The sequence below is a fragment of the Pseudomonas sp. TWI929 genome (assembly GCF_039673335.1).
GTDB lineage: Bacteria > Pseudomonadota > Gammaproteobacteria > Pseudomonadales > Pseudomonadaceae > Aquipseudomonas.
This window is the reverse complement of the sequence record NZ_JBDJLK010000028.1, coordinates 1-15,043: the sequence shown is the minus strand read 5'-3', so window position 1 is coordinate 15,043 and position 15,043 is coordinate 1. Positions and strand designations below refer to the sequence as shown.

General features: G+C 63.8%; 12 protein-coding genes. 8 read left to right on the top strand and 4 right to left on the bottom strand.

The genetic code is table 11. The features are described from left to right. The first annotated feature begins 129 nt into the window (after positions 1 to 129). The gene (locus ABE456_RS13810) at positions 130 to 1,137 is read left to right on the top strand and encodes a GlxA family transcriptional regulator (protein ID WP_346644404.1); all 1,008 of its coding nucleotides are present in this window, start codon (positions 130 to 132) and stop codon (positions 1,135 to 1,137) included. 69 nt (positions 1,138 to 1,206) lie between these two features. Here the strand turns inward: ABE456_RS13810 and ABE456_RS13805 are convergent, their stop codons facing one another. The 3 genes from ABE456_RS13805 to katG form a co-directional block, all read right to left on the bottom strand. Beyond that, positions 1,207 to 2,541, bottom strand: a complete 1,335-nt coding sequence (locus ABE456_RS13805; RefSeq protein ID WP_346644403.1) for an MFS transporter — start codon at positions 2,539 to 2,541, stop codon at positions 1,207 to 1,209. Positions 2,542 to 2,696: 155 nt separating this feature from the next. Then, on the bottom strand, positions 2,697 to 3,908 hold the full coding sequence (locus ABE456_RS13800; protein ID WP_346644402.1) for a M24 family metallopeptidase: 1,212 nt from the start codon (positions 3,906 to 3,908) through the stop codon (positions 2,697 to 2,699). Between the two features lie 263 nt (positions 3,909 to 4,171). Then, positions 4,172 to 6,418 (bottom strand): catalase/peroxidase HPI, encoded by a 2,247-nt coding sequence (katG, locus tag ABE456_RS13795; protein ID WP_346644401.1) that lies wholly within the window; start codon positions 6,416 to 6,418, stop codon positions 4,172 to 4,174. Positions 6,419 to 6,819: 401 nt separating this feature from the next. Between katG and ABE456_RS13790 the strand changes: the two genes are divergently transcribed. Together ABE456_RS13790 and ABE456_RS13785 are read left to right on the top strand one after the other, a co-directional pair. Continuing rightward, positions 6,820 to 7,725 (top strand): LysR substrate-binding domain-containing protein, encoded by a 906-nt coding sequence (locus tag ABE456_RS13790; RefSeq protein WP_346644400.1) that lies wholly within the window; start codon positions 6,820 to 6,822, stop codon positions 7,723 to 7,725. A gap of 103 nt (positions 7,726 to 7,828) precedes the next feature. After that, complete coding sequence (locus ABE456_RS13785) at positions 7,829 to 8,428, top strand: hypothetical protein (protein WP_346644399.1); 600 nt, start codon at positions 7,829 to 7,831, stop codon at positions 8,426 to 8,428. A gap of 117 nt (positions 8,429 to 8,545) precedes the next feature. On the opposite strand, the gene ABE456_RS13780 is transcribed toward ABE456_RS13785, so the two are convergent. After that, positions 8,546 to 9,424, bottom strand: a complete 879-nt coding sequence (locus ABE456_RS13780; RefSeq protein WP_346644398.1) for a DMT family transporter — start codon at positions 9,422 to 9,424, stop codon at positions 8,546 to 8,548. Between the two features lie 247 nt (positions 9,425 to 9,671). Between ABE456_RS13780 and ABE456_RS13775 the strand changes: the two genes are divergently transcribed. The 5 genes from ABE456_RS13775 to ABE456_RS13755 all read left to right on the top strand — a co-directional run bounded on the left by ABE456_RS13775 (position 9,672) and on the right by ABE456_RS13755 (position 14,933). Next, entirely contained in the window at positions 9,672 to 10,496 is an 825-nt protein-coding gene (locus ABE456_RS13775) for an aldo/keto reductase (protein ID WP_346644397.1), read from the top strand. Positions 10,497 to 11,014: 518 nt separating this feature from the next. Then, the gene (locus tag ABE456_RS13770; protein ID WP_346644396.1) at positions 11,015 to 12,040 is read left to right on the top strand and encodes an ABC transporter substrate-binding protein; all 1,026 of its coding nucleotides are present in this window, start codon (positions 11,015 to 11,017) and stop codon (positions 12,038 to 12,040) included. Continuing rightward, positions 12,037 to 12,954, top strand: coding sequence for an ABC transporter permease (locus tag ABE456_RS13765; RefSeq protein ID WP_201207091.1), 918 nt, complete (start codon positions 12,037 to 12,039; stop codon positions 12,952 to 12,954). Before ABE456_RS13770 ends, ABE456_RS13765 begins: the two co-directional genes overlap by 4 nt. A 6-nt stretch (positions 12,955 to 12,960) precedes the next feature. Continuing rightward, positions 12,961 to 13,767 (top strand): ABC transporter permease, encoded by an 807-nt coding sequence (locus ABE456_RS13760; RefSeq protein WP_346644395.1) that lies wholly within the window; start codon positions 12,961 to 12,963, stop codon positions 13,765 to 13,767. 17 nt (positions 13,768 to 13,784) lie between these two features. Then, positions 13,785 to 14,933 carry an ABC transporter ATP-binding protein gene (locus tag ABE456_RS13755; protein ID WP_346644394.1) on the top strand — a complete coding sequence of 383 codons (1,149 nt, stop codon included), beginning with the start codon at positions 13,785 to 13,787 and terminating at the stop codon, positions 14,931 to 14,933. Positions 14,934 to 15,043: the final 110 nt, after the last annotated feature.

The following is a 15,043-nucleotide window of genomic DNA, read 5'->3' as shown; positions in this document are numbered from 1 at the left end:
CCATTCCTGGCCGCTGCGCCCGGGGTGTAAGATCGACCCGGCAACGACCTATAACAACAAGAATCACGCGAGGCTGTTTTTCTCACTGCCCCTGACGAACTATGCCTCAGCTTGCACAGGAACAGCGCAATGGTCCACCCCGTTTCTGCAAACCTATCGCCTTCTATTGTAAAGAGTTGTTCGGTAAAAACCTTCGGCTTTCTGATTTTGCCCAATTTCACCACCATCGGCCTGGCGTCGGCGGTGGAGACCCTGCGCATGGCCAACCTGGCCGCGCGCAAGCCACTGTTTCGCAGCGTGCTGATTGCTGCAGACGATGCGCCGGTGATGGCCAGCAACGGCATGCGCGTGCTACCCGACTACAGTATCGCCAACGCCCCCGCGCTGGATGCCCTGCTGGTGGTCGGAGCCAACCCGATCAACCGCGGCCGTGGTAACCGCCCGCTGGTCGACTGGTTGCGCCAACTGGCCCGCCAACGCTTGCCACTGGGCGGCATCTGCACCGGCAGCTACCTGCTGGCCAAGGCCGAACTGCTCAAGGGTTACCGCTGCACCATCCACTGGGAAGACCTGCCAACGTTGCAGGCGCAATTCCCCGGCATCGTCATCTCCAGCCAGTTGTTCGAACTGGACCGCGACCGTTATACCTGCTCGGGCGGCGTAGCGGCCATGGACATGATGCTGCAACTGGTAGCCCGCGAACCCGGCGGCCAGGACATCGCGGCCAAGGCGGCCGAACTACTGCTGTGCGACCGGGTACGTGGTGAGCGCGAGCGCCAGCGGGTGCCGCTGCGCACCCTGCTTGGCAGCGCACAGCCCAAGTTGAGCCAGGTGGTGGCGATCATGGAGGCCAACCTCGAAGAGCCGTTAGGGCTGGAGGAGCTGGCCAGCCTCAACGAAGTGACCGTGCGCCAGCTGGAGCGGCTGTTCCACAAGTACCTGCAGCGCACGCCCAGCCAGTATTACCTAGAGCTGCGGCTGTCCCGGGCGCGGGAGCTGCTGCTGCGCAGTGACGTGCAGGTGCGCGAGGTGGCGCTGGCCTGCGGGTTCAGTTCGCCGGCGCACTTTTCCAAGAGCTACAGCCGGTTCTTTGGCTTGTCGCCTTTGGGGGAGCGGCGGCAGGCTTCTCTACATTGATTGAAGGATTGTGTCGGCTTTGCCGGCCTCTTCGCGGCGGTTCGGCGCGAAGAGGCCGGTGAAGATCAACTAATCTTCAAGGGCCGAATGCGCCGTTTCCCGACACATCAGCATGGCCACCAACGCCACCAGTGCCGCCGCCAGCAAATACCCCGCCGGGGCAAGCTTGCTGCCAGTCACCTGGATCAACCAGGTGGCAATGAACGGCGCAGTCCCGCCAAATAAGGCGTTAGCCACATTGAAACTCAAGGCAAAGCCGCTGAAGCGCACCCGTGTCGGGAATATCTCCGCCAGCAGGCACGGCAAGGTCCCGTCGTTCATCGCCAGCATCGCGCCGAAGAAAATCTGGATGGCCAGGATCACCAGCAGTGGTTGACCGTCCAGCAGGCGGAACAGCGGCACGGTCAGCCCCAGGAACAACAACGAGGCCACCACCAGCATGGTCTTGCGGCCAAACTGGTCGGACAGCCGGCCCATCAGGAAGATCAAGCCGATATAGGTGGCCAGCGACACCGTCGAGGCAATGAACGAGTCCCGCTCGCTCATGCCCATTTCACTGGACAGGTAGGTGGGCATGTAGCTGAGCAGCAGGTAGAACGCCACCGCGTTCAGGCAGGTGACACCAATGCCAATGGCCAGGCTGCGCCGGTGCTGGCCCAGCAGCTCGCGCAGCGGCGCCGGGGCCATACCGGCCTTGTTTTCCAGGCGCTGCTCCATCTCCAGGAACTTGGGCGTGTCCTGCAGACTCATGCGGATATAGCGCCCCACCAGGCCGAACGGCGCCGCCAGCAGGAACGGCAGGCGCCAGCCCCACTCATGCAGGGCTTCGCTGCTAAGCAGTTCGTGCAGCACCGCGACGAACGCTGCACCGAACAGCAACCCCGCCGCCGTACTGGCCGGCACGATGCTGGTGTACAAGCCACGCCGCCCGGGCGGTGCATATTCGGCCAGAAACGCCGCAGCACCGGCGTACTCGCCCGAGGCGGAGAAGCCCTGCACCAGGCGAATCAGCAGCAGCAGGCCAGGCGCCCACAGGCCGATTTGTGCATAGCCGGGCAACAGGCCGATGCAGAAGGTGGATACTGACATGATCAGGATCGACCACGACAGTGCGTTGCGCCGGCCATGGCGGTCGCCGAAATGGCCCCAGACAATGCCGCCCAGCGGGCGCACCAGGAACGACAGGGCGAACACCGCAAAGGTCGCCAGCAGGCCGGTGGCCTTGTCGGTTTGCGGGAAGAAAGTGGCGGCGATGATGGTGGCCAGGTAGCCGTAGGCGGCGTAGTCGAACCACTCGACGAAGTTGCCCATGAAACTGGCTCGGGCGGCCTTGCGCAGGGCCTGGCGTTCGGCGTTGTGTGCGGGGCCGGCGACTGCAGATGGGTCAAGGGTGGTGCTGGACATGACGGGTACCCTCTGGTTCTTTTAATTGGAGGCAGGGTCTGGTGGTCATACAGTGATTTTTTTGTTGTCTGGGCTGGCCCTTTCGCGGCTGAAGCCGCTCTCACAATGAATACCTGTGGGAGCGGCTTTAGCCGCGAAGCAGGCGACGCCGATGCTTATTTGCGAATGATGTTGTGCTCCGGCCCATACGGGAACTTGGTGATGTTCTCGGCGCCGTTGTCGTTGACAATCAGGATGTCATGCTCGCGATACCCGCCCGCCCCCGGTCGCCCTTCGGGCAGCATGATCATCGGTTCGATCGACACCACCATGCCCGGCTCCAGCACCGTGTCGATGTCTTCGCGCAGTTCCAGCCCGGCCTCGCGGCCATAGTAGTGGCTCAGGGTGCCGAACGAGTGACCATAACCGAAGGTGCGGTACTGCAGCAGGTCGTGGCGCAGGAAGATCTCGTTCAGTTCGCGGGCGATGTCGCTGCAGCGCATGCCCGGGCGTATCAGCTTCAGCCCGGCTTCGTGCACTTCGACGTTGGCCTGCCACAGGCGCAGGTATTCATCCGGGCAGTGGTCGAGGAACAGCGTGCGCTCCAGCGCGGTGTAGTAGCCGGCGATCATCGGGAAGCAGTTGAGGCTGAGGATCTCGCCCTTGCCGACCCGGCGGCTGGTCACTGGGTTATGCGCGCCATCGGTATTGAGCCCGGACTGGAACCAGGTCCAGGTGTCCATCAGCTCGGCATCGGGGAAGCGCCTGGCGATTTCACGGACCATCGCCTGGGTGGCATGCAGCGCCACTTCGTACTCAGGTACATGCTCACGCAGCGCCTCGACCACTGCCGCCCCGCCGATATCGGCCACCTGCGCGCCGTGGCGGATCAGCGCCTGCTCCTCGGCCGACTTGATCATGCGCATGCGCATGCACGGCGCGCCAATGTCCACCAGCTCTGCCTTGGGGTAGCAGGCAGCGAGCTTGCCGTGGTTCTGCAGGTTGAGGTGGTCGTATTCCACGCCAATGCGCGAGGCCAGCGGCAGTGCCTGCTGGATGGCGACGAAGTAGTTGTCGCGCTGCCAGTCGGTGTAGACGATGTTGTCAGTGCCGACCGTGCGCCGCCAGGGTTGCCCGCCGTCGATGTTGGCACTGATCGACACCACCTTGTCCTGGGTGATCACCAGCGCATACGGGCGGCCGAACGAGCAGTAGAGGAAATCGCTGTAGTAGTTGACGTTGTGGTACGAGGTAAAGATCGCCGCCTCGATGTCCTGTTCGGCCATGTAGGCCCGCAGCCGGGCGTGGCGGGCGGCGTATTCCTGGGCTGAGAACGTTGGCTGTACCTTGTCGCCGTTGCGGATTTTCAGGGTCTTGGGCATTTGCATGGTCGGGGTTCCTTGTCGTTGTGAGCACGCTGTTCAGGCCGGCCGCCTGAGAAGCATTGCAACAGAACCGACGAGGACGCTTTTGTATCTATCCGACCTGGAATTGGCGGGATCGCCACCTGCCCTGGGGCTGCTTTGCAGCCCATCCGACCGGTCCGGCGCCCCGGCAAGGCCGCTCCCACAAGGTCCTGCGTACGCCGATCAATGTGGGAGCGGCCTTGTGTGGCGATAGGGGCGCAAAGCGCCCCCCGCTGCGAACAACGTTACTTCAGGTCAAAACGGTCCAGCTCCATGACCTTCTCCCAGGCCGCAACAAAGTCCCGCACGAACTTGTCACCACCATCACCACTGCCATACACCTCACTCAACGCCCGCAGTTGCGCATGCGAACCAAACACCAGGTCAACCCGGCTACCGGTCCACTTCACCTGCCCGGTCTTGCGGTCGCGGCCTTCGAAGGCTTCGTTGTCCGCCGAGGTCGGCTTCCACTCCACGCTCATGTCCAGCAGGTTGCGGAAGAAGTCGTTGCTCAGGGTGCCGACCTTGTCGGTGAACATACCTTGCTGGCTGCCGCCATGGTTGGCGCCCAGCACACGCAGGCCGCCAATCAGCACGGTCAGCTCCGGCGCGGTCAGGGTCAGCAACTGGGCCTTGTCCAGCAGCAGCTTCTCGGCCTTGACGCTGTAGCGGCCCTTGCTGAAGTTGCGGAAGCCATCGGCCAGCGGCTCCAGCACGGCGAACGACTCGACGTCGGTTTGCGCCTGGGTGGCATCGGTACGCCCCGGGCGGAACGCCACACTGACATTGTGCCCGGCGTCTTTGGCGGCTTTCTCCACCGCTGCGGCACCGGCGAGCACGATCAGGTCGGCCAGGGAGATTTTCTTGCCACCGGCATTGAACTCGGCCTGTATCTTCTCCAGTGCCGCCAGCACCTTGCCGGTGCCCTGGTTGGCCGCCCAGTCCTTCTGCGGCGCCAGGCGCAGGCGGCCACCGTTGGCCCCGCCCCGTTTGTCCGAACCACGGAAGGTCGATGCCGATGCCCAGGCAGTGGCCACCAGCTCACCAACGCTCAGGCCCGAAGCCAGCACCTTGGCCTTGAGTGCGGCAATGTCCTGCTCGCCCACCAGCGGGTGGTCGACTTTGGGCAGCGGGTCTTGCCACAACAGCTCTTCGTTGGGCATTTCCGGGCCCAGGTAGCGTGCCAGCGGGCCCATGTCGCGGTGGATCAGCTTGTACCAGGCGCGGGCGAAGGCGTCGGCCAGTTGGTCAGGGTTGTCCTTGAAGCGCCGGGCGATCGGCTCGTAGATCGGGTCGAAGCGCAGCGCCAGGTCGGAGGTGAGCATCGACGGTGCATGGCGCTTGGCCGGGTCGTGGGCATCCGGCACGCTGCCTGCGCCTTTGCCGTCCTTCGGCCGCCACTGGTGCGCACCGGCCGGGCTCTTGGTCAGCTCCCAGTCGAAGTTGAACAGGTTGTTGAGGTACTCGTTGCTCCACTTCGTGGGGGTCGAGGTCCAGATCACTTCCAGGCCGCTGGTAATGGCATCGCCGCCCTTTCCGCTGCCAAACTTGTTGGCCCAACCCAGGCCCTGCAGCTCCAGGCCTGCCGCTTCCGGCTCGGGGCCAACGTTATCGGCGGGGCCGGCACCGTGGGTTTTGCCGAAGGCGTGGCCACCGGCAATCAGCGCCACGGTTTCTTCATCGTTCATGGCCATGCGCCCGAATGTGTCACGGATGTCCTTGCCCGAAGCCACCGGGTCGGGATTACCCTCCGGGCCTTCCGGGTTCACGTAGATAAGGCCCATCTGCACCGCGGCCAGCGGGTTTTCCAGGTTGCGTTCACCCTGTAGGGTGCGGCTTTCCTCCTCGGGGCGCTTGGCAGGTTCTGCCACAAGGTCGCCTTTGCCCGGTGGCTGGGCCTTGCCGTAGCGGGTATCACCGCCCAGCCAGACCTTCTCCGACCCCCAGTACACATCTTCGTCCGGTTCCCACACATCGGCACGGCCGCCAGAGAAGCCAAAGGTCTTGAAGCCCATGGATTCAAGGGCAACGTTGCCGGTAAGCACGATCAGGTCGGCCCAGGAAATCTTGTTGCCGTACTTCTGCTTGATCGGCCACAGCAGGCGCCGCGCCTTGTCCAGGCTGACGTTGTCTGGCCAGCTGTTGAGCGGGGCGAAACGTTGCTGGCCAGAGCCCGCACCGCCACGGCCATCGCCAATGCGGTAGGTACCAGCGCTGTGCCAGGCCATGCGGATGAACAATGGACCGTAGTGGCCGAAGTCGGCTGGCCACCAGTCCTGCGAGTCGGTCATCAAGGCGGTCAGGTCTTTCTTCAGGGCCTGGAAGTCGAGGCTCTTGAACGCCTTGGCATAGTCGAAGCCAGGGTCCATCGGATCGGACTTGGACGAGTGCTGGTGAAGAATTCTCAGGTTGAGCTGGTCAGGCCACCAGTCACGGTTGGTGGTGCCGCCACCTGCGGTTTGATGGAACGGGCATTTCGATTCGTTCGACATCTGCGGGTACCTTTGGGTCGGTTATCCAGATTTCCGGTCTATGCCAGGTGTTCTTTCAGCCGAGCGCGTGTGCTCATGCTACCCCTCATCAGGTGTACACGGGGCTTGCGAAGCTGTCACGGCGGGTTGGCGCGGTCTTGCACGCAGGTGCTGACACACCGCCCGTTCGCGGAATTCGCGGGGCCAGGGGAAAGACTAGCCGAGCTTGGGCAGAGTTCTAATAGAGTGGCTATTAGAGGGCGATAGGTTGGCTCTGTCAGGCCTGCACCTGCCACGGCCTTGTGCAATACCGGGGAGAGCTAGCTTGCCGGCGATAGGGCCGGCACATCCATACAAGGCAAACAGGCCACCCACATGCTTCAATACACCGCCAACCCCTCTACTCCGGAACCTGCCCCCTCATGAACCGCAACGACCTGCGCCGCGTCGACATGAACCTGCTGGTGCTGTTCGAAGCCCTGATGATCGAACGCAACCTGACTCGCGTTGGTGAAAAACTGTTCATCACCCAGTCCACTGTCAGCGCCGCCCTCGCCCGCCTGCGCGAGCTGTTCGACGACCCGCTGCTGATCCGCAGCGGCCGGGCCATGGAGCCCACGCCAAGGGCCATGCAGATTTTCGCCGAGCTGGGGCCGGCTATGGACGTGATTTCCGCCGCCATCAGCCGCGCCCGCGAGTTCGACCCGGCCAACAGCTGCAACGTGTTCCGCCTGGGCTTGTCGGACGATGCCGAATTCGGCCTGTTCCCGGCCCTGCTGCAAGCCCTGCGCGAGAAAGCCCCGGACATCAGCGTGGTGGTGCGTCGGGCCAACTTCCTGCTGATGCCGGGTTTGCTGGCCAGCGGCGAAATCTCGGTAGGCGTGAGCTATACCACCGACCTGCCGGCCACCGCCAAGCGCCGCAAGCTGCGCGACATCGGCGTGCGAGTGCTGCGTGCCGACGACCGCCCGGGGCCGCTGACCCTCGACGAATATTGCGCCCGGCCGCATGTGATGGTGTCGTTCTCTGGCGACATGAGCGGCAACATCGACCTCGACCTGGCGCGCATCGGCCGTTGCCGCAAGGTGGTGCTGGCGGTGCCGCAGTTCGGTAGCCTGCGCGCCCTGCTGCGCAACACCGAGCTGATCGCCACGGTGCCGGACTACGCCGCCTGCGCCCTGGCCGACGACGGCAGCCTGCGCGCCGACCCGGCGCCATTCGACATCACCGAGGCTGAGCTTTCGATGGTGTGGAGCGGTGCCCAGGACAACGACCCGGCCGAGCGCTGGCTGCGCGAACGCATCTTGCAGTTCATGGCTACGCAGTGACACATCGACCTCATCGATAGCCACCATGAATGCCATCAAGTTCCGCTGTGGCCGGCGCGGGCGGAAGATGGTGGCATTCACTGAATCGCTGAGGGATCACCCCATGAAATCCGGCATGATCGCTGCCCTGCTTGCCTTGTTGGCCGCCCTCGGCGGTTGTGCCAGCCCGGCCGCCACCGATACCGCGCGGCCCTTCGGGCACTTCTATTCGGCCACAGCCATTTCCAGCGTCGCCCTGGCCCCCGGGCAGCGGGTGGCGGTGTTGCTGGGGCGTGATGCCGAGGCAACCCTCAATTACCTCAGCAGCCACCGCACCCAGGCTGCCGCGCCGGTAGCAGGCCAGCATATTCCGGTGGCGACCCTGAACAGCGAAAGCCAGGCCTATGACTGGCTGGCACGCTCGCTGGCGCAGCAGTTCGCCGAAGTCACCTTTTATGACGACCTGGACACGCTGCTGGGCGACCATCCGGACGTGATCGTGCTGCTGGACATCGAAAGCCGCTTGGCCAGTGTGGGTATCGAGAGCCGGGTGGTGGCGCGTTTTTTCGATGATCAGCTGACCTACATCGGCCGCGCCGAAGGGCGGGCCAGCAAGCGCCTGGGCGATGTGGCGCGGGTGATGGAAGATGAGCGGGCGGTGCAGGCGGATGCGCTGCGGGACTTCGACGATTCGTTGCAGGCTTTGATGAAGGGGCGAGTCTGATGGCCCTTTCGCGGCGGTTCGACGCCTCGATGAACCCGCTCCCACAGGTACACCACAGTGCTTCGATACTGTGCCGAACCGTGGGAGCGGGTTCACCCGCGAGGAGGCCGGTACAGGTTACTTACCCCGCTGCATCCACGCCGCCCCCAGCCCACTGAGGCATATCACCGAAATACCCACCAGGCTCAAGGTATCCGGCACCTGGCTATAGATGATCAACCCAAGCAAACCGGCAAACACGATCTGGCAATAGCTGAACGGCGCCAGCAACGCCGGTGCCGCATGACGGAAGGCTTGGGTCAGTAGCAGGTGCGCGGTCATGCCAAAACCGCCCAGCGCCAGCATCAGCAGCGCATGGTCCCAACGCGGCACTTCCCAGAAGAACGGCACCAGCGCACTCATCGCCAGGGTGTTGCACAGCCCTGCATAGAAGTTGCTGGTGGTCGGGCTGTCGTGCGCAGCGAGGATGCGCGTCAGCAACTGATAGAAACAGAAGCCCAACGCCGAACCGAACGGGTACAGAATGGCCGGGGTGAACATCGCCCCCCCCGGGTGCACCACCACCAGCACGCCGATAAAGCCCAGCACCACCGCCACCCATTGCCCTACCGTCACCCGCTCCTTGAGCAGCGGCGCCGACAACGCGGTAACCAGCACCGGGGCGAGGAAGTTGACCGCCGTGGCCTCGGCCAGTGGCAGGTACTGCAGGCCGGTGGTGAACAGCAAGCTGGTGCTCAGCAGGCTCAGTGCCCGCAAGGTCTGCAACACCGGGCGGCGCGTGCGCAGCACGTTGAGGCCGGCCTTGGGCAGGAAGATGCCGGCCATCAGCAGCGTATGCACTACATAGCGCGCCCATACCACCATGACGATCGGGTACAGGCCGCCAAGGAATTTCGACAGGGCATCGTGGCTGGCGAACAGGAACGTCGCCACTACCACCAGGGCAATGCCGCGCAGGGGTTGGTTGACGCCGGACAGCGGTGTGCTGGAACTCATGGCTCTCTCGATGACGACGCGGCCGAATGCCACGCCCAGGGAAGGCCGCACAGGCATGGCCTGGCGGATGCAACAGCTCGGATTCTAGAAGAGATGCCGCAGCATAAGGAAGTTCAAATGCCGCTTGTCCAGGCTGATTGCAATTTTTGTTCGCTGACCGACCACTTTCCACCCCGCACGCATGGCCCGTGTGGAGCTGATCACCGACCATCGAGCGCGAACCCAGCACACCCTACAAGGAATTTACATGCAAAGGCTCACCACCCGTAACGGCCTGGACCTGCCCGCAATCGGCCTGGGCACCTGGCCAATGACCGGCACCGAGTGCACCCAGGCCGTGCGCCAGGCGCTTGAAGTGGGTTACCGGCACATCGACACTGCCACCGCCTACGACAACGAAGCGGCCGTCGGCCAGGCCCTGCGCGACAGCGACGTGCCGCGCGAGCAGATCCACCTGACCACCAAGGTATGGTGGGACCGCCTGGAGCCCAAGGCCATGCGCCAGTCGCTGGAAGACAGCCTGCGCGCGCTGGGTACCGAGCAGGTCGACCTGTTCCACATCCACTGGCCCGGCAAGGACTGGGACCTGGCCCGCTGCATCGACACCCTGGTGGCGCTGCACGATGAAGGCAAGGTGCGCAACATCGGCGTGGCCAACTTCCCGTTGGGGTTGTTGCGCCAGGTGATCGAGACCTTGGGCGCGCCGTTGTCGGCGATCCAGGTGGAATACCATGTGCTGCTCGATCAGCAACCGCTGCTCGACTACGCCCGGCGCCACGATCTGCTGCTCACTGCCTTTACCCCACTGGCCCGCGGCCAGGCAGCGGCACAGCCGGTGATCCAGGAAATTGCCCGCAAGCATGGCGTGCTACCCAGCCAAGTGGCCCTGAAGTGGTTGCTGGACCAGGACGGCGTGGCGGCGATCCCCAAGGCCAGCAGCCGCGACAACCAGCTGGCCAACCTGGCGGCATTTAACGTGCAACTGGATGACCAAGACCGCGCGGCGATTGCCGGCTTGCCGAAAGACCAGCGCGTGGTAAGCCCGGCGTTTGCGCCGGACTGGAACAGCTAACCCCGAAAGCTGGCGCGCTCCCCTCTCTAGCAGCAACTGTCTTGCTGAAAATCCAAAATCTTGTGCGATCCCTGCGGGAGCAGCCAGCTCAAGGCCACTCGATTAATGCAAGGCAGTTGCTCCCTCAGATATTGCCCAATCTTCAGGCTATCGCCGCACCTGTAGGAGCGGCTTTAGCCGCGAACACCCGCGCACAGCCGGTGCCTACCACCACGTCGACGCCTCGACACGCCCGCCCCCACTAAACATTGCGCAAGCGCTTGGATTATGAGCAAGGCAGTTGCTCCTGCAAAGGTTCGCGGCACCTTGCAGAGGGCGGAGTGATGGCCGGTCGCCTCATGCCTCTTGCCAAAAGTTTGGAATACCATAATATGATATCCCGTAGACCTTGAATCTGCAGGCCGGCACCTACAATTACAAACGGCCACATGACACTTTGTTTTAGCTGCTCCCCGAACACTGTTGGCGGGCGCACCAAAAGCCCCGCCTCGAATAACAAAAGCAACGAGGGCGTAACCATGCTGTTGAGCAAACGTGTAACCGCAGTGCTGTCCGCCAGCCTGCTGACCCTGGCATGTCAGGCCGCCCAGGCCGCCGACAGCCTGAACTTCGTCAGCTGGGGCGGTACCACCCAGGACGCCCAGAAAGAAGCGTGGGCCGTACCCTTCACCAAAGCCACCGACATCAAAGTCGTCCAGGACGGCCCCACTGACTACGGCAAGCTCAAGGCCATGGTCGAGAGCGGCAACGTGCAGTGGGACGTGGTCGATGTCGAAGCCGACTTTGCCCTGCGTGCCGCCAGCGAAGGCCTGCTGGAACCCCTCGATTTCAACCAGATCAAACGCGACAAGATCGACCCGCGTTTCGTCTCCGACCACGGCGTCGGCTCGTTCTTCTTCTCCTTTGTGCTGGGCTACAACGAAGGCAAGCTCGGTGCCAACAAACCAGTGGACTGGACCGCGCTGTTCGACACCAAGACCTACCCCGGCAAACGCGCCCTGTACAAATGGCCGAGCCCCGGCGTACTGGAACTGGCCCTGCTGGCCGACGGCGTAGCCCCCGACAAGCTCTACCCGCTGGACCTGGACCGCGCCTTCAAGAAGCTCGACACCATCAAGCAGGACATCGTCTGGTGGGGTGGTGGCGCCCAGTCGCAACAGCTGCTGGCCTCTGGTGAAGCCTCGCTCGGCCAGTTCTGGAACGGCCGCGTCTATGCCCTGCAGCAAGATGGTGCACCCGTTGGCGTGAGCTGGAAGCAGAACCTGGTCATGGCCGACTTCCTGGTCATCCCCAAAGGTGCCAAGAACAAAGATGCGGCCATGAAGTTCCTGGCCAACGCCAGCAGCGCCGAGGGCCAGGCCGAGTTCGCCAACAAGACCGCCTACGCGCCGGTGAACGTCGACAGCGTGGCCAAACTGAACAAAGACCTCGCACCGAACCTGCCAACCGCCTACGCCCAGGACCAAGTCACCCTCGACTTTGCCTACTGGGCCAAGAACGGCCAGGCCATCGCTGCCCGCTGGAATGAGTGGTTGGTCAAATGAAAGTCGCCATCAACGCCCTGCATAACGCGCAAGGAGCCCCCACGGGCGCCGGCGCCCCGGGTACGGCCCCGCGCCGCGTCAGCCTGAGCCAACGCTGGAAAGGTAGCCGCAACCTGCTGCCGGCCCTGCTGTTCCTTGGCCTGTTCTTTTTCGCCCCGCTGGTCGGCCTGTTGCTGCGCGGGGTGCTGGAGCCAACGCCTGGGCTGGGCAACTACGAGCAGCTGTTCGCCAACTCGGCCTACGCACGGGTGCTGTTCAACACCTTCTCGGTGGCCGGCGTGGTCACCCTGATCAGCGTGCTGCTGGGCTTCCCGCTGGCCTGGGCGATCACCCTGGTGCCCAAGGGCTGGGGCCGCTGGCTGCTGAACATCGTGCTGCTGTCGATGTGGACCAGCCTGCTGGCACGCACCTATTCGTGGCTGGTACTGCTGCAAAGCTCGGGGGTGATCAACAAGGCGTTGATGGCCATGGGTATCATCGATGCCCCGCTGGAAATGGTGCACAACCTCACCGGCGTGGTGATCGGCATGAGCTACATCATGATCCCGTTCATCGTGCTGCCGCTGCAGGCGACCATGCATGCCATCGACCCGATGGTGCTGCAGGCCGGCTCGATCTGCGGCGCCAGCCCGTGGACCAACTTCTGGAAGGTGTTCCTACCGCTGTGCCGCTCGGGGCTGTTCTCCGGGGCGCTGATGGTATTCGTGATGTCGCTCGGTTACTACGTCACCCCGGCCCTGCTGGGTGGTGCACAAAACATGATGCTGCCCGAATTCATCATCCAGCAGGTGCAGTCGTTCCTCAACTGGGGCCTGGCCAGCGCCGCCGCCGCACTGCTGGTGGTAATCACCCTGGTGCTCTTCTACCTGTACCTGAAGCTGCAGCCGGAGTCCCCGGTTGGCAACGCGAGGTAAACCGCCATGCTCCTGTCTCCCAATGCCATGGGCCGCCCGCTGCGTACCGGCCTGTACCTGACCACCGGGGTGATCGCGGCCTTCCTGCTGCTGCCAGTGGTGTTCATCGTGATGCTGTCGTTCGGCTCGTCGCAGTGGCTGGTGTTCCCGCCGCCGGGCTGGACCTTCAAGTGGTACGGCCAGTTCTTCTCCAACCCAGAGTGGATGGACGCCGCGCTGGCCAGCCTGAAGGTGGCCGTGTTGACCACCATCGCTGCCGTGCTGCTGGGCCTGCCCAGCGCGTTCGCCCTGGTGCGTGGCCGCTTCCCGGGCCGCGAACTGCTGTACGGGCTGTTCACCATGCCGATGATCGTGCCGCTGGTGATCATTGCCGTGGCGGTGTACGCGCTGTTCCTCAAGCTGGGCTACACCGGCACGCTGTTCGCCTTCGTGGTCAGCCATGTGATCGTCGCCCTGCCCTTCACCATCATCTCGATCATCAACTCGCTAAAGCTGTTCGACCAGTCGATCGAGGATGCCGCGGTGATCTGCGGTGCCTCGCGCCTGCAGGCAATCTTCAAGGTAACCTTCCCGGCGATTCGCCCGGGCATGATCGCCGGTGGCCTGTTTGCCTTCCTGGTGTCGTGGGATGAAGTGGTGCTGAGCGTGATGATGGCCAGCCCCGACCTGCAGACCCTGCCAGTGAAGATGTGGACCACCCTGCGCCAGGACCTCAGCCCGGTCATCGCCGTGGCCTCGACCCTGCTGATCGGCCTGTCGCTGCTTGTCATGTTCATTGCCGCCGCCATGCGCCGGCGCACCGAAAACGCCTGAGCGCGGAGAAAACAACAATGAGTGCAGTGATCAAAGACAACGCGCACGGCAAGACCCTGGTCAGCCTGCGCGGCCTGAACAAGCACTACGGCGACTTCACCGCCGTGGACAACCTCGACCTGGAAATCCAGGACGGCGAGTTCCTGACCTTCCTCGGCTCCAGCGGTTCGGGCAAGTCCACTACCCTGTCGATGCTGGCCGGCTTCGAAACACCGAGCAGCGGCGAGATCCTGGTCGATGGCCAGTCGCTGGTCAACGTGCCGCCGCACAAGCGTGACATCGGCATGGTGTTCCAGCGCTACTCGCTGTTCCCGCACTTGAACGTGCGCGACAACATTGCCTTCCCGCTGGCCATCCGCAAGCTCAACGCTGCCGAGACCAGCAAGCGCGTCGACGCCATGCTCAAGCTGGTGCAGCTGGAGAAATTCGCCCACCGCAAGCCGTCGCAGATGTCTGGCGGCCAGCAGCAGCGCGTGGCGATTGCCCGCGCCCTGGTGTACGAACCACGCATCCTGCTGATGGACGAACCGCTCGGCGCGCTGGACAAGAAGCTGCGTGAAGACCTGCAGGACGAACTGCGCCAGCTGCACCGCCGCCTGGGTATCACCATTGTCTACGTCACCCACGACCAGGAAGAAGCCATGCGCCTGTCGCAGCGCATCGCCATTTTCAGCCACGGCAAGATCGTTGGCCTGGGCACCGGTTACGACCTGTACCAGAACCCGCCGAATGCCTTCGTCGCCTCGTTCCTGGGCAACTCCAACTTCCTGCGGATCAAGGCCAGCAGTAATGGCGCGGGCAGCTTCGAGGGCCAGCCGGTGGCGATTCGCCTGACCCCGGGCCTGGCCGCCTCGCAGGATGCACTGATCATGGTGCGGCCGGAAAAGGCCCTGGCCCTGACTGCCGAACAGGCCGCGCGCGAGCCGCTGCCTGCAGGCTGGAACGAGGTCAGCGCCAAGGTGGGTGAAGTGCTGTTCCTGGGTGAGAGCCAAACCTGCCATGTGGTGACTGCAGGCGGTACCGAGTTGACGGTGAAGGCGCTTTCGGCTGCGGGCATGCCGATGCAGCCGGGTGATACCGTGAAAGTGCGCTGGGCGGTGGCTGATGCCTGCATCTATACCGAGTGGGCCGAAAGTGACCTGAACAAATCGGCCGGGGCGCATTGAGATCGCCGGGGCCGCTCTGCGGCCCATCGCCGGCCAGGCCGCGGCCACCGGGAGCGTGGCCATCCTGAAGGTGGCGGTGTAACAGGGGGGGCGGGCGTGGCGGCGGTGGG